Source organism: Burkholderia pseudomultivorans (assembly GCF_001718415.1).
Lineage (GTDB): Bacteria > Pseudomonadota > Gammaproteobacteria > Burkholderiales > Burkholderiaceae > Burkholderia > Burkholderia pseudomultivorans_A.
Genome location: NZ_CP013378.1, coordinates 3,272,901 through 3,291,220 on the forward strand (window position 1 = coordinate 3,272,901; position 18,320 = coordinate 3,291,220).

The window sequence follows — 18,320 nt, forward strand, 5'->3', positions numbered from 1 at the left end:
CGCGGCACCCCAAGGTCAGTGTTTGCGGGAAGCGGGTGCCGCCGGCGCGGCGGCGCCGCCCGTCGGGCTGCGCATGAAGCGGAAGAACTCGCTGTCGGGGTCGACGACGATGACGTCGTTGCGCTTGAACGTGTTCCGGTACGCCTGCAGGCTCGCATAGAACTGGTAGAACTGCGGATCCTTGCCGAACGCATCGGCGGCGATCGTCGCGGCCTTCGCGTCGCCCTCGCCCTTGATCGTCTGCGCGGACTTGTACGCATTCGCCAGCACGGCCTGCTGTTCGCGCTCGGCGTCGGCCTTGATCTGCTCGACGTCGGCCGCGCCCTCGGCGCGCACCTGCGCGGCCTGGTCGCGCAGTGCGCCGATCATCCGCTGGTAGACGGCATCCGTCTGCGCCGCCGGTAGGTCGACGCGCGTGAGCTGGACGTCGACCACGTCGATGCCGAACCCCGCCGCGTTCGCGCGCGCCGCGTCGCGCGCCGCATCGGCGATCGCCGGCTGGCCGCCGAGCGCATCGTCGAGCGCGCGCTTGCCGAATGCGTCGCCGAGCGCGCTCTTCAGCACGCCGGTCAGGCGATCGGTGGCGGCCGCCGGGTCGCCGCCCGTGGCGGCGAAATACTTCATCGGATCGCTGACGCGGTACTTGACCGCATACGCGACGAGCAGGTCGTGCTTGTCCTCGGTCGCGAGCTGCAACGGATCGGCCGGCTCGAGCGACTGCAGACGCGTGTCGATCAGCGTCGCCGTCTGCAGCGGCGGCGGCAGCTTGAAATGGATGCCGGGGCCCGCGAGTTCCGGCTGCGCGCCGTCGCGGCCCGACAGCACGGCCGCATGGCGCGGATCGACGGTCAGCACCGTCGAGGAGGCCGCGAAGGCCACGATCACGATCGCGACGACGAGCGCAATGATTCGGTTCATGTTCTGCGCTCCCCCGTTACTTCAGATCGTCTTCGCGCGACCGGCTGCGAAAGCCTTCGCGCGATCGCAGCGCGTCGCCGCCCGATGCCGGCGCCGCGGTTGCCGACGCGGCACTCGCGGCCGCGCCCGATGCCGGCGCAGCCACCGCTGCCGGCGCCGATCCGGCGTCCGGCGCGGACGCACCGGCGGCCGGTGCCGCGGCGGCCGGTGCCGCGGCGGCCGATGCCGCGGCGTTTTGCCGCCCCTGCTCGACGAGCTTGTCGAGCGGCAGGTACACGACGCTGCCGCCCTTGTTGCCGACGAACACCTTGGTCGTGTTCGAGTAGATTTCCTGCATCGTCTGGAGATACATCCGCTCGCGGATCACCGCGGGTGCCTTCGAATACTGCGCATAGACCTGCTTGAAGCGATCGGCGTCGCCTTCGGCTTCCGTGACGACACGGTCCGCGTAGGTCTTCGCCTCGTCGATGAGCTTCGCGGCATCGCCCTGCGCCTTCGGCAGCAGGTCGTTCGCATAGGCCTGCGCGGCGCGCTTCGCGGCCTCGCGCTCGTCGCGCGCCTTGGCCACTTCGGCGTACGCCGCCTGCGTCTGCTCGGGCGCCGCGACGCTCTGCATCGTGACGGCCGTCACCTCGAGCCCCGACTGGTAGCGGTCGAGGTCGCGCTGGATCGCGGCGGCAAGCTGTTCGCGCATCGCGTCGCGATCCTGGTTCAGCAGGTCGGCCGCGCTGCGCGTGCCGACGATCGCGCGCACCGCCGCCTGCGCGGCCTGCGACACGCTGCGCTCGGGATCGACGCTGCGGAACAGGTAGTCGGTGGCGGAACGGATCCGGTACTGGACGATGAAGCGCACGTCGACGATGTCCGCGTCGCGCGTCAGCATCGCCGATTCCTTCACGTTCGCGAGCCGCACGACGTTGTTGCGGCCGATCTCGATCGAGCGGACCTGCGTCGTGTCGACGATCTCGTGCGACGCGAACGGATACGGCGCACGCCAGTGCACGCCCTGGCCGACGGTGCCGTCGAGCTTGCCGAACTGCAGCACGACGCCGGTCTGGCCTTCCTGTACGACGAACAGCCCGCTGCCGGCATAGACCGCAATCAGCACGCCGATCACGATGCCGACGCCGATCCGCGCGGCGCGGCCGTTGTCGGGACGGAAGCCGTTGCCGCCCTTGCCGCCGAACAGGCCGCTCAGGCGCCGGTTGAAGTTGCGCCACATCTCGTCGAGATCGGGCGGACCCTCGCCGTCGCCGCCGGGCGGACGCTTCGATTCGTTCGCGCGGGGACGGGATCCGTCCTTGCCGTTGCCATTGCCTTCGCCGCGTCCCCAGCGGGGATCGTTGATCGACAGCAAGGCGCGCATCCGCCGCCAGGTACTCCGCTCGTTGTATTCGTTCACCAGAGTTTGTTCACCAGATTAGACGCCGGCGAACCGGCCGGGACCGGTTAGCGCCCGTGTTCGGAAATCGTGTGGTCTTCGTGTGGTTCAGCGGGCGCGCCGTCGAGCGCGTCGTTGGGTAACGTCGCGCCGGAAAGATGTTCCGCGGAGGCGATCTCGGCGATGGCGGCACGCAACGCATCAAGACCCTGACCCGTGCGCGCGCTCAAAAAGACGCGCGAAATATTACCATACTCGTCCCGCTCGACCGCGTCGCCGCGGGCCGCCAGCTCGGGCACGGCGTCGATCTTGTTGAACACCAGGACCTGCCGGATCGTGTCCGCGCCGATCTCGTGCAGCACGCCGTTGACCTGCTCGATCTGCTCGAGCCGGACCGCGCTCGACGCGTCGACCACGTGCAGCAGCAGATCCGCATGGATCGTTTCCTCGAGCGTCGCGCGAAACGCCGCGACGAGCTGGTGAGGCAGCTCGCGGATGAAGCCGACCGTGTCCGACACGACGATCTGGCCGACCTCGTCGCCGAGGTACACGCGCCGCGACGTCGTATCGAGCGTCGCGAACAGCTGGTCGGCCGCATACGCCTGCGCTTTCGTCAGCGCATTGAACAGCGTCGACTTGCCCGCGTTCGTGTAGCCGACGAGCGACACCGACATCGTGCCGCTGCGCGCACGCTGGCGCCGCTGCGTGCTGTGCTGCCGGCGCAGGCGGTCGAGCCGCGACTTCAGCATCTTGATCCGCTCGCCGATCAGCCGGCGGTCGGTTTCGAGCTGCGTTTCACCGGGGCCGCGCAGGCCGATACCGCCTTTTTGCCGTTCGAGGTGGGTCCACGCGCGGATCAGCCGCGTCGACAAGTACTGAAGTTGCGCGAGTTCGACCTGCAGCTTGCCTTCGTGGCTGCGCGCGCGCTGCGCGAAAATGTCGAGGATGAGGCTGGTTCGATCGACCACCCGCCGGTTAAGCGCCCGCTCCAGATTGCGTTGCTGCGCCGGCGCCAGCGCGTGATTGAAGATGACGATGTCGACGTCGTGGGCTTCGCAGGCGAGCCGCAATTCGTCGGCCTTGCCGCTGCCGATGAACATCGCGGCATCGGGACTGGCCCGGCGGCCGGTGAGGGTGACGGCGGGATGGGCCCCCGCGCTGGAGGCGAGAAGACTGAGTTCTTCGAGACTGGCTTCGAAATCGGTCTTGCCGAAATCGATGCCGACGAGCGCTGCGTTGATCAAATTATCGGGTGTCAAGATAAGGCGGCTGGCATCGGTCGCTCGCGGCGACCGGATGCCGGCCGCTGCAATGGGTTAGGACGAGGCTTCCGCGTCCGGGTGGAAATTCACCGGGCGCGCCGGCACGACCGTCGAGATGGCGTGCTTGTAAACCATCTGGGTCACCGTATTACGGAGCAACACGACGTACTGGTCGAACGATTCGATGTTCCCTTGGAGCTTGATGCCGTTGACGAGATAGATCGAAACGGGCACGTGCTCCTTGCGCAGTGCGTTCAAAAACGGGTCTTGTAACAATTGCCCTTTGTTGCTCATGGCGTACTCCATCTTTTTTTGCAGGTTGATCTGGATTGGCGACGAAGAAAAAGAGATCCGGCGCCAATCGCTACACTATAGCCGATTTTGCCTGCCCCGCCCGGGCCTCGGCCATGCGGCCGAGCCGTTGCGGGGCGTGCTTCAGCCCTTGTCCGCGTACGGGTTGTTCGACGAACGGAACTCTATGCGCAATGGAGTCCCGGTCAGGGAGAAAGTTTCGCGGAAACGGTTTTCCAGGTAACGCTTGTAGGTTTCCGTCACCGCGTCGAGCGCGTTGCCGTGGATCACGATGATCGGCGGATTCTGGCCGCCCTGGTGCGCGTAGCGCAGCTTCGGGCGCACCGGGCCGCGGCGGCGCGGCTGCTGGAACTCGACGGCCTCGATCAGCGCGCGCGTGAGCTTCGGCGTCGGCAGCTTCGCCATCGCCGCCGCATAGGCGTCGTCGACCGAGCGCATCAGCGCGCCGATGCCGGTTTTCTTCGCGGCCGAAATGAAATGCGATTTCGCGAAATCGAGGAATTTCAGCTTGCGGGTCAAATCCGCTTTGGCGCGCTCGCGCGCGTGCTCGTCGAGCCCGTCCCATTTGTTCACACCGATCACGAGCGCACGGCCCTGCTCGACGACGAAGCCGGCGATGTGCGCGTCCTGGTCGGAAATGTCCTGCTGCGCATCCAGCAGAAGAATGACGACGTTCGCGTCGGAGATCGACTGCAGCGTCTTCACGACCGAGAACTTCTCGATCGCCTCGAACACCTTGCCGCGGCGGCGCAGGCCCGCCGTATCGATCAGCGTATATTTCTTGCCGTTACGCTCGAAGTCGACGTAGATCGAATCGCGCGTCGTGCCCGGCATGTCGAACGCGATCACGCGGTCCTCGCCGATCAGCGCGTTGACGAGCGTCGACTTGCCGACGTTCGGCCGGCCGACGATCGCGATCTTGATGCCGCGCGACGGGTCGTTGTCGTCCTCTTCTTCCGGCTGGTCCGCGTACGCGACCTCCAGCGCCTCGTTGATCATGTCGGTCACGCCGTCGCCGTGCGCGGCCGAGATCGCGCGCGGATCGCCGAGCCCGAGTTCGTAGAAGTCGGTCGCGACCGCCGTGTACTTCATCCCCTCGGCCTTGTTGACGACGAGGAAGATCGGCCGGCCGGTCTTGCGCAGGTAGTCGGCGATCGTCTTGTCCTGCGGCGCCAGCCCGTTGCGGCCGTCGACGATGAACACGACGACGTCGGCTTCCTCGACGGCCTGGCGCGTCTGGCGCGCCATCTCGTGCAGGATGCCGTCCTTCGCGACGGGCTCGAAGCCGCCCGTGTCGACGACGAGATACGGCCGCTCGCCGACGCGCCCTTCGCCGTAATGGCGATCGCGCGTCAGGCCCGGCAAGTCGGCCACCAGCGCATCGCGCGAGCGCGTGAGCCGGTTGAACAGCGTGGATTTCCCCACATTGGGGCGCCCAACGAGGGCAATGACCGGTTTCATCTGTGTTGTCTACGGTGAAGCGCAGCAGCGGGAGGCCCGCTGCTGCGGGCGGCTGCGCTGAATGAAAATATCACGAATTCGCGCCGCGCCGGATGCGCGCGCCGGGCGCGCGGTGCGCGCCGTCATGTTTCGTCTCGAACTGCCTTTCAAATACCGAGCGGCCGGGAACACCGGCCGCCTTCATGTCGCACGCCGCGCTGTGCGGGACCAGCCCGCCGCCGCGCGGCTGCGCGTGTTGCGTATCAGCGCGGACGGAAGCCGTACAGGCCGCCATCCTTCGTCTGCACGACGAGCGTGTTGCCCGCGAGCACCGGCGCTGCCGTGATCGCGCTGCCGTCGGTATTCATCCGCGCGATGAAGCTGCCGTCCTCGCGCGACAGGAAGTGCACGAAGCCCTTGTAGTCGCCCATCACGACCGCATGGCCCAGCAAATACGGCACGCCGACGTCGCGGCTCTTCAGCTGCTCGTTGCGCCACAGCTGGTTGCCGGTGGTCGCGTCGTACGCCGTCACGACCGACCAGTCGTCGCCGCCGGCGACCACCGAATCGTCCTGCGCGAGGCCGCTGCGGCTCGAGAACGGCTTTTCCCACAGCGGCCGGCCCGAGTTCGCATCGAAGCAGCCGAGCTGGCCCTGGAACGTCACCGCGCAGGTTTCCGCGCCGACCAGCGTCGGCGGCCCGCTGACGTCGTTGATCCGCTCGACCTCGGTCACGCCCTTCGGGAACGACACCGGCGTCTGCCAGAACGGCTCGCCCGTCTGCAGGTTGATCGCGACGAGACCGCCGCCCGGGAAGCCGGCGAGCACCGCCGCATCGCCCGCGAAGGTCATGCCGGCCGACACGCGCAGGTTCAGCGGCACCGCACGGTTGCGGTAGGTCCACTTCTGCTCGCCCGTCTGTGCGTTGAACGCGATCACCTGGCCGTCGATCGTGCGCACGATCACGAGGCCGTTGCCGACCAGCGGCGGCGAGAAGATCTCGCCCTGCACGGTCGTCTTCCACAGTTGCTTGCCGTCCGGGCCGAGCACGAACACGCCGCCCTTCAGCGCGCCCACCGCAGTCAGGTTGCCGTCGCTGCCGACGCCGGCCGACAGGTCCGAGCCGACCTTCGTGCGCCACAGTGTCTGGCCCGTCTTCGCGTCGATCTTCTCGACCGAACCGTTCTCGCCCGCCGCATAGACGGCGTCGCCCACGGCCACCGGCGAGAACAGGTAGCGTCCGCCCTTGCCGACGCTCGCCTTCCAGACCTGTTGCACGTCCATCACGGGCTTGAACTCGGTGAGCGGCGTCGGCACGCGGCGCGCATCCTTCGACGACGAGCAGGCCGCCAATGCAAGGACAGCCGCCGCGCAGGCAACGGGCACAGCGTAACGTTTCAGCAAATTCATCGGTTAGCGAAGCAGAGTTAAGAGGTTGAGGGGACCGCGGTTCAGCCGCCGAGCGCGTCGAGCTTGAACTGCACCAGCTGGCGCGCCGACTGGTCGTCCTTCGACAGGCTGTCGAGCGCGAGCTTGTAGGCCGCGCGCGCGTCGTCGGTCTTGCCTTGCGCGGCCAGCAGATCGCCGCGGCGATCGGCCACGAGGCCCTTGAAGGCATCCACCGGCGTGCCCGACAGCAGCGCGAGCCCCGCGTCGTACGCCTTTTCGTCGAGCAGCAGCGACGCCAGACGCAGCTTCGCGATCTGCTTGTACTCGTCGTCCTTCGCGTGATCGGCGGCCCATTGCAGCTGAGCCTTCGCGCCGGCCGTGTCGCCGGCCGCATACAGCACCTTCGCGGCCGCCAGCGCGGTCATCTGTGCATACGCCGTGCTGCCGTACTTGTCTTCCATGTCGGCGGCCGCGCGGGCCATCGTCGCCTTGTCGTTCGCGGCGGCAGCCTTCTGGACCTGTTCGTACAGCCCGGACGCCTCGGCGGCCTGGCGGCGCTGCCAATAGTTCCAGCCGTTGAAACCGGCCGCGACGACGAGCGCCGCGAGCACGATCCACGTGGTGAGGTTGCCCCAGCGTGCCCACCACGCCTTGAGACTTTCAATCGATTCTTGTTCGTCGTGATAACTCATCGGCGAGCGATTCCTTCCTGTTCAGGCCTTTCTTGTCGAGCGAACGCCAGCGCGATCAGTCGTCGCCGTCTTCGGCGGATGCAACCATCGCATTGATTAGGAATTCGGTCAAGCTTTCGACCGGTACGGTCTGCTGAACGTTCTTTTCCCCTTCTTCGCCCGCGCCGCGCAGTGCCTTCACGCCCACCGTGCCGTTCGCGACCTCTTCTTCGCCGAAGATCACCGCGAACGCGGCGCCGCTCGCGTCCGCCCGCTTCATCTGCGACTTGAAGCTCGCCGGGCCGCCGTCCGCGCTGCAGTGGAAGATCACGTCGAGGCCCGTGTCGCGCAGGCGCTCCGCCGCGATGAACGCCTGTTCGCGCGCGGCTTCGCCCTGGTGCACGACATACACGTCGACGCCTTCCTGCTCGGGCGCGAGATCCTCTTCCTTCAGCAGCTCGAGAATCCGCTCGATGCCCATCGCCCAGCCGCATGCGGCCGTCGGCTTGCCGCCGAGCTGCTCGATCAGCGGATCGTAGCGACCGCCGGCCGCGACCGTGCCCTGCGCGCCGAGCTTGTCGGTCACCCACTCGAACACGGTCAGGTTGTAGTAATCGAGGCCGCGCACGAGACGCGGATTGATCTTGAACGGGATGTTGTTCGCCAGCAGCAGGCGCTGCAGCCCTTCGAAGTGCGCGCGCGATTCGTCGCCGAGGAAGTCGATCAGCTTCGGTGCGTTCTGCGCGATTTCCTGCAGCGCCGGATTCTTCGTGTCGAGCACGCGCAGCGGGTTCGTATACAGGCGGCGCTTCGCATCCTCGTCGAGCACGTCGACGAACTGCTCCAGATACTTGATCAGCTCGACGCGGTGCGCGGCGCGCTCTTCGGCGAGGCCGAGCGAGTTGATCTCGAGCTTGATGCCGGTCAGGCCGAGGTCGTCCCACAGGCGCTGGCACATCATGATGATCTCGGCGTCCGCATCCGGACCCGCGAAGCCGAGCGCCTCGACGCCGACCTGGTGGAACTGGCGATAGCGGCCGCGCTGCGGACGCTCGTGACGGAACATCGGGCCGATGTACCAGAGGCGCTTCGGGCCGTCGTACAGCATGTTGTGCTCGATCGCCGCGCGCACGACCGCCGCGGTGTTTTCCGGGCGCATCGTCAGGTTTTCGCCGTTCAGCGCGTCGGTGAAGCTGTACATCTCCTTCTCGACGATGTCCGTGACTTCGCCGATGCCGCGCGTAAACAGTTGCGTGTGCTCGACGATCGGCGTGCGGATGTTCTGGTAGCCGTACGCGCGCAGCAGCGATTTCACGGTGGCTTCGAAGAATTCCCACAGGCCGGCATCCTGCGGGAGGATGTCGTTCATGCCCTTGACGCCCGTGAGCTTCTCGATCTTGCGTTTCTGTTCAGTCATCGTGTGTGTGGACGAATTAGTTCAGGGCCGCTGCGCGGCCGTAGTTGCGTGCGACATAGTCGCTGACGATCTGCTGGAATTCCTCGGCGATCCGCTCGCCGCGCAGCGTCTTGACCTTCTCGCCGTCGATGAAGACGGGCGCGGCCGGGTTCTCGCCCGAACCCGGCAGGCTGATGCCGATGTTCGCGTGCTTCGATTCGCCCGGGCCGTTGACGATGCAGCCCATCACTGCGACGTTCATCTTCTCGACGCCCGGATACTCCTTGCGCCACACCGGCATCTGCTCGCGCAGGTAGGTCTGGATCTGCATCGCGAGTTCCTGGAACAGCGTGCTGGTCGTGCGGCCGCAGCCGGGGCAGGCGATCACCATCGGCGCGAACGAGCGCAGGCCCATCGTCTGCAGGATTTCCTGGCCGACCACGACCTCGCCGGTGCGCGGCGCACCCGGCTCGGGCGTCAGCGAGATGCGGATCGTGTCGCCGATCCCTTCCTGCAGCAGCACGCCGAGCGCCGCCGTCGACGCGACGATGCCCTTCGAGCCCATGCCGGCCTCGGTCAGGCCGAGGTGCAGCGCGAAGCCGCAGCGGCGGCCGAGTTCGCGGTACACGGCGATCAGGTCCTGCACGCCGCTGACCTTGCACGACAGCACGATGCGGTCGCGGCCGAGGCCCAGCTCGACCGCGCGCTCGGCCGACCCGATCGCCGACTGGATCAGCGCCTCGTACATCACGCTCTGCGCGTCCCACGGCTGCGTACGCGCGGCGTTCTCGTCCATCATGCGCGCGAGCAGGTCCTGGTCGAGGCTGCCCCAGTTCACGCCGATCCGCACCGGCTTGTCGTACTTGATCGCGGCTTCGATCATCTGCGCGAACTGCGTGTCGCGCTTCGCGCCCTGGCCGACGTTGCCCGGATTGATCCGGTACTTCGACAGCGCTTCCGCGCAGCCCGGATAGTCGCGCAGCAGCAGATGGCCGTTGTAGTGGAAATCGCCGACGAGCGGCACCGTCACGCCCATCCGGTCGAGCTGCTCGCGGATCGCCGGCACGGCGGCCGCGGCCTCGGGCGTGTTGACCGTGATGCGCACCAGTTCGGAACCCGCGTTCGCGAGATCCTTGATCTGGATCGCGGTGCCGATCGCGTCGGCCGTGTCGGTATTCGTCATCGACTGCACGCGCACCGGAGCGTCGCCGCCGATCGTCACGAGCTGCCCGCCCCAGCGGACATCCACCGCATGCGACACGCGGCGCGGCGCATGCCCGCCGAACACCGGCTCGGTTGAACAAATCTGACTGCTGCGTGGGGATTGAGCTTCGGATTGCATCGATAGATCCATTTACGCGGAATGCGCCGCGAAGCGGCGCATGAATTGAAAAAGCGCCGTGCCGTCACGGCCTGCCGGTATCGTCGACAGGCCGTCGCCACGGCGCTTGGCGTCAGGGCAACGTGAACCGCGCCACGTTCCCCCGCGCTGCCGAATATTTTGCCGGATCGACGGGTTTTCCGTCGAACGCGATCGCGTCGAGGCCCGCCTTGTTGCCGATCGTGACCTTGAACGGGCCGTCACCGGCGACCTGCTTCGCCTCGCCGGCATGCACCAGCCCGGAGAACAGCTCCTTGCCGCTCTTGTCGCGCACGCTGAACCAGCTGTCCTGCCTGACCTTCAGTTCGATCATCGACTGGCCCGCCGCGACCGCGACGCTCGCCGGCTGCGCCGCACCGGCAGCACTCGCCGCCGTCGTCGTCGTTGCCGTCGTCGCGACGACCGGCCGGGACGCATCCGTCGTCGCGGCCGGCGCCGGCGTGGCCGACGCAACTGCCTGCGGCGCCGCCGCGGAGGCTGCCGCCGGGGCCGGAACCTCATTGGCCTGGGTCGCCGTCGCGCCGCTCGCGGCCGCCTGTTCGGCGGAAGCCGCCGCCGGCGCGCTCGCCACCGACGCATGCTGCGCGTCGCCGCCCTTGAAGCGCGCGAGCCAGCTCGGCGAATCGCCGCCAGTGTGCCACATCAGTACCGCGATCGCCGCGATCACGACGATCGCGGTGCCCCACAGCCACGGGTGGTGGCGCGACGAGCCGCCGAGCGGAATCGACACGCGGCCGCGCGGCAGATCCGCGCCCGACGACGCCGGCATCGACAGATCGACTTCCGGCACCCCGCGCTCGCGGCGCAGCGCCTGCGCGAACGGCTCCGGATCGACGCCGAGCATCTTCGCGTAGCTGCGCACGACGCCGAGCGCGAACGTCACGCCGGGCAGATGGCTGATGTCGCCGGCCTCCAGCGCCCGCAGTTTCGGCGGTGCGACCTTGAGTCGCGCCGATACGTCCTCGACCGTCCACCCCTTCGCTTCCCGAAGCTGCGCCAGCCGGCTGCCCACCGCCACCAGCGATTCCAGTCCCGCCGGGGCCGGCTTCGCGGCATTCGTCTCTGCGCCGTTTGACGGCTGCGGCTCACTCATCCTTGTCCTCGCGTCGATTCTTCTTCACTGGCGGGCCGCGCCGGCTCCACCGGCCCGCGCCCGCAACTGTTCATGCCATGTGCGGCGCCGAAGCACCGCGACAGATCGCTATTCGCGTGTTGTACCGCAAAAAAGTCCGGGCATCCCCGTCAGACCGCCCGGACCTCGATGATTTTTCCTGCTGCGCCCGTTCGCTCCGCCAGGCGCGTGCGGTCCTTCACTGCGCCGGCGAGCTGGCCGCACGCGGCGTCGATGTCGTCGCCGCGCGTCTTGCGCACGGTCGTGACGACGCCCGCGTCGATCAGGATCTGCGCAAAGCGCTTGATCTGTTCCGGCTTCGAGCGGATGAGACCCGACTCCGGGAACGGATTGAACGGGATCAGGTTGAACTTGCACGGCACGTCGCGCGTGACGGCGAGCAGTTCGCGCGCATGCGCTTCGGTGTCGTTGACGCCGTCCAGCATGCAGTATTCGAAAGTAATGAAGTCGCGCGGCGCGACCTTCAGATAACGCTGGCACGCGGCCATCAGCTCGCGAAGCGGATACTTCTTGTTGAGCGGCACCAGCTCGTCGCGCAGCGCATCGTTCGGCGCGTGCAGCGAAACGGCCAGCGCGACCGGCAGTTCGGCGCCGAGGCGGTCCATCATCGGCACCACGCCGGAGGTCGACAGCGTGACGCGGCGGCGCGACAGGCCGTACGCGTTGTCGTCGAGCATCAGGCGCATCGCGGGCACGACCGCGCTGTAGTTCAGCAGCGGCTCGCCCATGCCCATCATCACCACGTTGGTGACTACCCGCTCGGCCTTGCCGTTCGGGCCGGGCGCGCGACCGAGCGACGCACGCAGTGCAAATTCGGCCATCCGGAGCTGACCGATGATTTCAGCCGTCGACAGGTTGCGGGAGAAGCCCTGCTTGCCCGTCGAGCAGAAGCGGCAGTTGACCGCGCACCCGGCCTGCGACGACACGCACAGCGTGCCGCGCGTCTCCTCCGGGATGAACACGGTTTCGACCGCATTGCCGTTTCCGACGTCGATCAGCCACTTGCGCGTGCCGTCGGCGGAAACGTGATCGCTGGCGATCTCGGGCATCGAGATCGTCGCGCGGCCCTTGAGCTTTTCTCTCAGGGACTTCGCGAGATCGGTCATGCCATCGAAATCGCCGGCGTTGTACTGGTGGATCCAGCGCTGCAACTGCTTGGCGCGGAACGGCTTCTCGCCGAGACTGCCGCAGTACGCGACAAGACCCTCGGCATCGAAGTCGAGAAGATTGACGGAAGTTTCGCTCGTCATGATGTGCTGCCTTGCCGCGTGCGCTGAATCCTGCCTGCTTGCTGCCAGCCGGGGCTTAGCGCGAGTAGACGTTCATTTCCGGGAAGAAGAACGCGATTTCGACCGCGGCCGTTTCCGGTGCGTCCGAGCCGTGCACGGCGTTCGCGTCGATGCTGTCCGCGAAGTCGGCGCGGATCGTGCCCTTTTCCGCCTTCTTCGGATCGGTCGCGCCCATCAGGTCGCGGTTCTTCAGGATCGCGCCTTCGCCTTCCAGGACCTGGATCATCACCGGGCCCGAGATCATGAAGTCGACGAGGTCCTTGAAGAACGGACGCGCTGCGTGAACCGCGTAGAACTTCTCGGCGTCGGCACGCGACAGGTGTGCCATGCGCGATGCGACGATCTTCAGGCCGGCGCCTTCGAAACGGCTGTAGATCTGGCCGATCACGTTCTTTGCCACCGCATCCGGCTTGATGATCGACAGGGTGCGCTCGATTGCCATAAAAACTCCAAAAAATTAAGAAGTTACAGGTTCAAATGAATCCGCTATTGTAGCACGATCCCGTGTATCATTGCGATTGAACCCTTACACACATGAAAGGTTCCAAATCCATATGTTTTGCGCCGCCCGGCCATTGAAACCTCGCGGCGCGGAACGTATCTTAGCCATAGCTGCTCCGGTTTGCTGCGCCGCACACCGCACGCGCCGAACCGGCCCCGGACGCCCATGCGTTCAATGTTAGGAGAAACCATGAACGACTATCCGTACAATTTCGGCCGCGGCGGCTCCGTCACCACCGCCGAGGTTCGCAACCGCGTGCTGCGCAACACGTACTGGCTGCTCGCGCTGTCGATGGTGCCGACCGTGCTCGGTGCGTGGGTCGGCGTCGCGACGGGCTTCTCGCTGTTCGCGGCCACCAGCCCGATGATGAGCCTGCTGGCGTTCTTCGCGATCGCGTTCGGCTTCATGTTCGCGATCGAGCGGACGAAGAACAGCGCGGCCGGCGTATTCGTGCTGCTCGGCTTCACGTTCTTCATGGGCCTGATGCTGTCGCGCCTGCTGAGCTTCATCCTCGGCTTCTCGAACGGGCCGTCGCTGATCATGCTCGCGTTCGGCGGCACCGGCATCATCTTCGCCGCGATGGCGACGATCGCCACGGTCAGCAAGCGCGATTTCTCGGGCCTCGGAAAGTGGCTGTTCATGGGCGTGATCGTGATCCTGCTCGCCTCGGTCGCGAACATCTTCCTGCAGCTGCCGGCGCTGATGCTGACCGTGTCGGTGCTCGCGATCGCGATCTTCTCCGCGTACATGCTGTTCGACGTCCAGCGCGTCGTGAACGGCGGCGAGACGAACTACATCACCGCCACGCTCGCGATCTATCTCGACCTGTACAACGTGTTCACGAACCTGCTCGCGCTGCTCGGCATCTTCGGCGGCAACCGCAACTGACGTTCGCGGCACCTCACGAAAAACCGGCCCTCACGGGCCGGTTTTTTTACGTCCGCTGCCGCCCGCCCCGCTCAGTCGCGCTCGAACAGCGCGATCGATTCGACGTGCGACGTATTCGGGAACATGTTCACGACGCCGGCGCCCTTGAGCCGGTAGCCGGCTTCGTGCACGAGCAGGCCTGCGTCGCGCGCGAGCGTCGACGGATTGCACGACACGTAGACGATCCGCTTCGGCAGCGGGCCTTCCCCGCTCTGCGCGATCTCGGCCAGCGCCTTCGACACCGCAAGCGCGCCCTCGCGCGGCGGATCGATCAGGAACTTGTCGAAGGCGCCGAACGCGCGGATGTCGTCGGCCGTCACCTCGAACAGGTTGCGGCATGCGAAGGTCGTATGGCCGTCCACGCCGTTCTCGCGCGCGTTTGCGAGCGCGCGCGTGGTCAGCGCTTCGCTGCCCTCGATGCCCATCACCTCGCGTGCGAGGCGCGCGAGCGGCAGCGTGAAGTTGCCGATTCCGCAGAACAGGTCGAGCACGCGATCGTCGCGCGCCGGCGCGAGCAGGCGCAGCGCGCGGCCCACCAGCACGCGGTTGATCTGGTGATTGACCTGCGTGAAGTCGGTCGGCTTGAACGGCATCCGGATGCCGAACTCGGGCAGCGTGTAGTCGAGCGGCACGTCGAGCGGATAGAACGGCGTCACCGTGTCCGGCCCCTTCGGCTGCAGCCAGAACTGCACCTTGTGCTCGTCCGCGAACGCGCGCAGCAGCGCTTCGTCGTCCGCGTTGATCGGCTCCAGCACGCGCAGCACGAGCGCGGTGACCTGCGAGCCGACCGCCAGCTCGATCTGCGGCATCCGGTCGCGAATCGACAGCCCTTCGACGAGACGGCGCAGCGGCACCAGCATCGCCGATACGTGCGGCGGCAGCACCTCGCAGCTCGTCATGTCGGCGACGTAGCTGCTCTTCTTCTCGTGGAAACCGACCAGCACGCCGCCCTTCTTCACGACGTTGCGCACGGTCAGGCGCGCCCGGTAGCGGTAACCCCAGGACGGCCCATGGATCGGCGAGTACATCGTCTCCGCGCGCAGCTTCGCGAGATGCCACAGGTTGTCTTCCAGCACGCGCTGCTTGATCGCGACCTGCGCGCGCATGTCGAGATGCTGCATCGAGCAGCCGCCGCAGGTGCCGAAGAACGCGCATTTCGGCTGCGTGCGCATCACGCTCGGACGCAGGATGTCGACCACCGTCGCCTGCTCGTAGCTCGGCTTGCGGCGGTAGCTCGAATAGGTCACGCGCTCGCCGGGCAGCGCGCCCTCGACGAAGATGACCTTGCCCGGCTCGCCGTCCTCGTTCATCACGCGGCCGACACCGCGCGCGTCCATGTCGAGCGACTCGATCTCGAGAATCGGGGCGACGCCGGGCTCGGCGGGCACGCTTTTCAATTTGCGCGCAGAAGTGGGGACGGCTTCAGACACCAGCTTTTCCTGACAAACGTTGAAGAAGGCGAGATTGTAGACGAAGCTTGCAGGTGAAGGACCGCCTCATCCGATTTGCATGAGACCCGAGTCGGCGCCGATACGCAAGACCGGCGCGACGGCATGACAGGAGATGCGCACATGCGACTGATCGACTGGAACATTCAATGGGGTCGGGACGCGGACGGCGTCGTCGACCTCGGCCGCACCATCGCGGCCGCCCGCGCGCTCGCCGACTTCGACGTGCTGTGCCTGCAGGAAGTCACGCGCGGCTTCGGCGCATTGCCGGGCGGGCCCGGCGCCGACCAGTTCGCCGAGCTGGCCGCGCTGCTGCCCGGCTATACGATCTTCGACGCGACCGGCGCCGACCTGCCGCCCGCCACACCCGGCGCGCCGCGCCGCCAGTTCGGCAATGCGATCGCGACGCGGCTGCCGGTCGGGCGCGTGCTGCGCCAGCTGCTGCCCTGGCCGGCCGACGCGAGCGCGCCGTCGATGCCGCGCGTCGCGCTCGACGTCGAAGTGCATACGGCGTCAGGCGCGCTGCGCGTGGTTACCACCCATCTCGAGTTCTACTCCGCGCACCAGCGGCTCGCGCAGGTCGACGCGCTGCGCGACCGCCATCGCGAAGCCTGCGCGCACGCGGACCGGCCGGCGCCCGCCGAGAACGCCACCGGGCCGTTCAGCGCGACCGGCCAGCCGCGCGATGCAATCATCTGCGGCGATTTCAACAGCGCATTCGGCAGCGACGCGTACCGGCGCCTGCTCGAACCGATCGACGACGCGCCGGCGTTCGTCGACGCATGGATCGCACGCCATCCGGGCCGCACGCCGCCGCCGACGGCCGGCGTCTACGATACGGCGCAATGGTCCGACGGACCGCTCGCGTGCGACTTCCTGTTCGTGACCGACACGCTGCTGCCGCGCGTCGCGCGCTGCGAGATCGACGGCGACGTGCGCGCGTCGGATCATCAGCCGGTCGTGCTCGAACTGAACTGATCGGGCCGGCGCGGCCGGTCCGCGTTATGCGTCGAACGCGGCCAGATACTCAGCCCAGTGCGGCGCGGCTTCCTGCGCGAGCGCATTCTTCACGAGCAGGATCTCGTCCGCGTACTCGTTCGGGGTCAGGCCGCCGCGCATCAGCTGGAACCGGCAATACAGCAAGTAGGTGTTGACGACGTCGGTTTCGCAATAGTTGCGGATCTCGTCGATCCGCCCGTCCTGGAACGCGGTCCATACCTGGCTGCCGTCCATCCCGAGCTTGCCCGGAAAGCCGCACAGCTTCGCGAGCGCGTCGAGCGGCGCGTTCGCGCGCGCCTGATACATCGCGAGCAGGTCCATCAGGTCCGTATGCCGCGAGTGATAGCGCGAGATGTAGTTGTTCCACTTGAAGTCGCGGTCGTCCTCGCCGAGATCCCAGTAGCGGGTTGCGGCGATTCCGTGCACGAGCGCGCGGTAATGGAGCACCGGCAGGTCGAAACCGCCGCCGTTCCACGACACCAGCTGCGGCGTGTACTTCTCGATCACGCGATAGAACGACTGGATAAGCGTCGCCTCGTTGTCCTGCGGCGTGCCGAGCGAGCGCACGCGAAAACCGTTGTTGTCGCGAAACACGCACGAGATCGCCGCGACGCGCTGCAGATGGTGCGGCAGGAAATCGCTGCCGGTCTTCTCGCGGCGCGCGGCGAACGCGTGTTCGGCCACCGCGGCATCGTCGAGCGTCGCGGGCAAATCTTCCAGACGGCGAATGCCGTCGACATCGGGAATCGTCTCGATGTCAAAAACGAGAATCGGTGTCATCAGTTACAGAACGGCGTCCTTGCGCACGCCGTTGGAGGCGAAGAACCGCTTGAGGCGCACCAGCGCTTCCTGCTGGATCTGCCGCACGCGCTCGCGCGTCAGCCCCATCTCGTCGGCCAGCTCCTCGAGCGTCGCCGGTTCGATGTGGTTCAGCCCGAAGCGGCGCTCGATCACGTGCCGGTGCTTGTCGGACAGCCGCGACAGCCACGCGCGCGTGAGCGTCTCGAGCTCGCGGTGCTGGACCTCGGCGTCGGGCGACTGGCTCTGGTCGTCGGGCAGCAGGTCCAGCAGGCTGCTCGCGGGATCGAGATCGAGCGGCGCGTCGAGCGATGCGGTGTGCTCGTTCAGCGCGAGGATGTCGGTGACTTCCTCGGCGGTCTTGCCGGTGAGATAGGCGATGTCGTCGATGCTGGCTTCGCGGCGCTCGGCCGCCTCGCCCGTCGACATCGAATTCTTTTCGAGGTGGCGCTTCGCGCGCAGCACCTGGTTCAGTTCGCGGATCACGTGCACCGGCAGGCGCACGGTGCGGGCCTGGTTCATGATCGCCCGCTCGATGCTCTGGCGGATCCACCACGTCGCGTAGGTCGAGAAGCGAAAGCCGCGCGTCGGGTCGAACTTCTCGATCGCGTGCATCAGGCCGAGGTTGCCTTCCTCGATCAGGTCGAGCAGCGGCACGCCGCGGTTCAGATAGCCCTTCGCGATGCTGACGACGAGCCGCAGGTTGCGCTCGATCATCACCTGCCGCGCTTCGAATTCGCCGGCCTTCGCGAGGCGCGAATAGCGCTGCTCCTCCTCGACGGTCAGCAGCGGCTTCACGCTGATGCGGTTCAGGTAATGCTGGATCGTGTCGGCCGTGAGTTCGGCCTGCAGCAGCGCGCGAAAATCGTCGACGTCGGGCGCCGCTTCCGCGCGCCCTTCGCGCTCGTCGTCGCCGCCTTCCGTGTCGGCGTCGCGCGCTTCGAAATCTCGCTCGTTGTCCGCGACGTCGTCTTCGTCGTCCGTCGAAGCACCAGACCGTTCCACCGATGCTTGCGTGGCTCGACTGATCTTCTCAGAATCGGCTTGCGGAGCTTGGCGCTTCGATTTCGGCATGG

General features: G+C 66.9%; 17 protein-coding genes. 2 read left to right on the plus strand and 15 right to left on the minus strand.

Features of this window, described 5'->3' with window-relative positions:
* Positions 1 to 15: 15 nt before the first annotated feature.
* The 12 genes from hflC to ndk form a co-directional block, all read right to left on the minus strand.
* Positions 16 to 918, minus strand: a complete 903-nt coding sequence (gene hflC, locus WS57_RS27390; RefSeq protein ID WP_059512704.1) for a protease modulator HflC — start codon at positions 916 to 918, stop codon at positions 16 to 18.
* Between the two features lie 16 nt (positions 919 to 934).
* Positions 935 to 2,320 carry an FtsH protease activity modulator HflK gene (gene hflK, locus WS57_RS27395; protein ID WP_059512706.1) on the minus strand — a complete coding sequence of 462 codons (1,386 nt, stop codon included), beginning with the start codon at positions 2,318 to 2,320 and terminating at the stop codon, positions 935 to 937.
* A 47-nt stretch (positions 2,321 to 2,367) separates the two neighbouring features.
* The gene (gene hflX, locus WS57_RS27400) at positions 2,368 to 3,543 is read right to left on the minus strand and encodes a GTPase HflX (protein WP_174903510.1); all 1,176 of its coding nucleotides are present in this window, start codon (positions 3,541 to 3,543) and stop codon (positions 2,368 to 2,370) included.
* Positions 3,544 to 3,615: 72 nt separating this feature from the next.
* Entirely contained in the window at positions 3,616 to 3,855 is a 240-nt protein-coding gene (gene hfq / locus WS57_RS27405) for an RNA chaperone Hfq (RefSeq protein ID WP_006399927.1), read from the minus strand.
* Positions 3,856 to 3,996: 141 nt separating this feature from the next.
* Positions 3,997 to 5,334, minus strand: a complete 1,338-nt coding sequence (gene der / locus WS57_RS27410) for a ribosome biogenesis GTPase Der (RefSeq protein WP_052102236.1) — start codon at positions 5,332 to 5,334, stop codon at positions 3,997 to 3,999.
* Positions 5,335 to 5,576: 242 nt separating this feature from the next.
* Positions 5,577 to 6,722 carry an outer membrane protein assembly factor BamB gene (gene bamB, locus WS57_RS27420; RefSeq protein WP_069245114.1) on the minus strand — a complete coding sequence of 382 codons (1,146 nt, stop codon included), beginning with the start codon at positions 6,720 to 6,722 and terminating at the stop codon, positions 5,577 to 5,579.
* Positions 6,723 to 6,763: 41 nt separating this feature from the next.
* A complete protein-coding gene (locus WS57_RS27425) occupies positions 6,764 to 7,393 on the minus strand; it encodes a tetratricopeptide repeat protein (RefSeq protein ID WP_040127501.1) in 630 nt (209 codons plus the stop codon).
* A 55-nt stretch (positions 7,394 to 7,448) separates the two neighbouring features.
* Complete coding sequence (gene hisS, locus WS57_RS27430; protein WP_009690928.1) at positions 7,449 to 8,789, minus strand: histidine--tRNA ligase; 1,341 nt, start codon at positions 8,787 to 8,789, stop codon at positions 7,449 to 7,451.
* Between the two features lie 16 nt (positions 8,790 to 8,805).
* Positions 8,806 to 10,110 carry a flavodoxin-dependent (E)-4-hydroxy-3-methylbut-2-enyl-diphosphate synthase gene (gene ispG, locus WS57_RS27435; RefSeq protein WP_059477815.1) on the minus strand — a complete coding sequence of 435 codons (1,305 nt, stop codon included), beginning with the start codon at positions 10,108 to 10,110 and terminating at the stop codon, positions 8,806 to 8,808.
* A 112-nt stretch (positions 10,111 to 10,222) separates the two neighbouring features.
* A complete protein-coding gene (locus WS57_RS27440; RefSeq protein ID WP_059477730.1) occupies positions 10,223 to 11,242 on the minus strand; it encodes a helix-turn-helix domain-containing protein in 1,020 nt (339 codons plus the stop codon).
* A gap of 149 nt (positions 11,243 to 11,391) precedes the next feature.
* On the minus strand, positions 11,392 to 12,531 hold the full coding sequence (gene rlmN, locus WS57_RS27445) for a 23S rRNA (adenine(2503)-C(2))-methyltransferase RlmN (protein WP_009689289.1): 1,140 nt from the start codon (positions 12,529 to 12,531) through the stop codon (positions 11,392 to 11,394).
* A 55-nt stretch (positions 12,532 to 12,586) separates the two neighbouring features.
* The gene (ndk, locus tag WS57_RS27450; protein ID WP_009689290.1) at positions 12,587 to 13,012 is read right to left on the minus strand and encodes a nucleoside-diphosphate kinase; all 426 of its coding nucleotides are present in this window, start codon (positions 13,010 to 13,012) and stop codon (positions 12,587 to 12,589) included.
* Positions 13,013 to 13,261: 249 nt separating this feature from the next.
* Here ndk and WS57_RS27455 point away from each other — a divergent pair, with 249 nt between their 5' ends.
* On the plus strand, positions 13,262 to 13,960 hold the full coding sequence (locus WS57_RS27455; protein WP_006399901.1) for a Bax inhibitor-1/YccA family protein: 699 nt from the start codon (positions 13,262 to 13,264) through the stop codon (positions 13,958 to 13,960).
* Between the two features lie 71 nt (positions 13,961 to 14,031).
* Here the strand turns inward: WS57_RS27455 and rlmD are convergent, their stop codons facing one another.
* Positions 14,032 to 15,429: a 23S rRNA (uracil(1939)-C(5))-methyltransferase RlmD gene (rlmD, locus tag WS57_RS27460; RefSeq protein WP_069245115.1), complete on the minus strand. Its 1,398-nt coding sequence runs from the start codon at positions 15,427 to 15,429 to the stop codon at positions 14,032 to 14,034.
* A gap of 141 nt (positions 15,430 to 15,570) precedes the next feature.
* Here rlmD and WS57_RS27465 point away from each other — a divergent pair, with 141 nt between their 5' ends.
* Positions 15,571 to 16,425, plus strand: coding sequence for an endonuclease/exonuclease/phosphatase family protein (locus WS57_RS27465; protein WP_059601947.1), 855 nt, complete (start codon positions 15,571 to 15,573; stop codon positions 16,423 to 16,425).
* A 24-nt stretch (positions 16,426 to 16,449) separates the two neighbouring features.
* Here the strand turns inward: WS57_RS27465 and WS57_RS27470 are convergent, their stop codons facing one another.
* Both WS57_RS27470 and rpoS read right to left on the minus strand, forming a co-directional pair.
* A complete protein-coding gene (locus tag WS57_RS27470; RefSeq protein ID WP_009693111.1) occupies positions 16,450 to 17,226 on the minus strand; it encodes a 3'-5' exonuclease in 777 nt (258 codons plus the stop codon).
* Positions 17,227 to 17,229: 3 nt separating this feature from the next.
* Positions 17,230 to 18,318: an RNA polymerase sigma factor RpoS gene (rpoS, locus tag WS57_RS27475; protein WP_040127506.1), complete on the minus strand. Its 1,089-nt coding sequence runs from the start codon at positions 18,316 to 18,318 to the stop codon at positions 17,230 to 17,232.
* Positions 18,319 to 18,320: the final 2 nt, after the last annotated feature.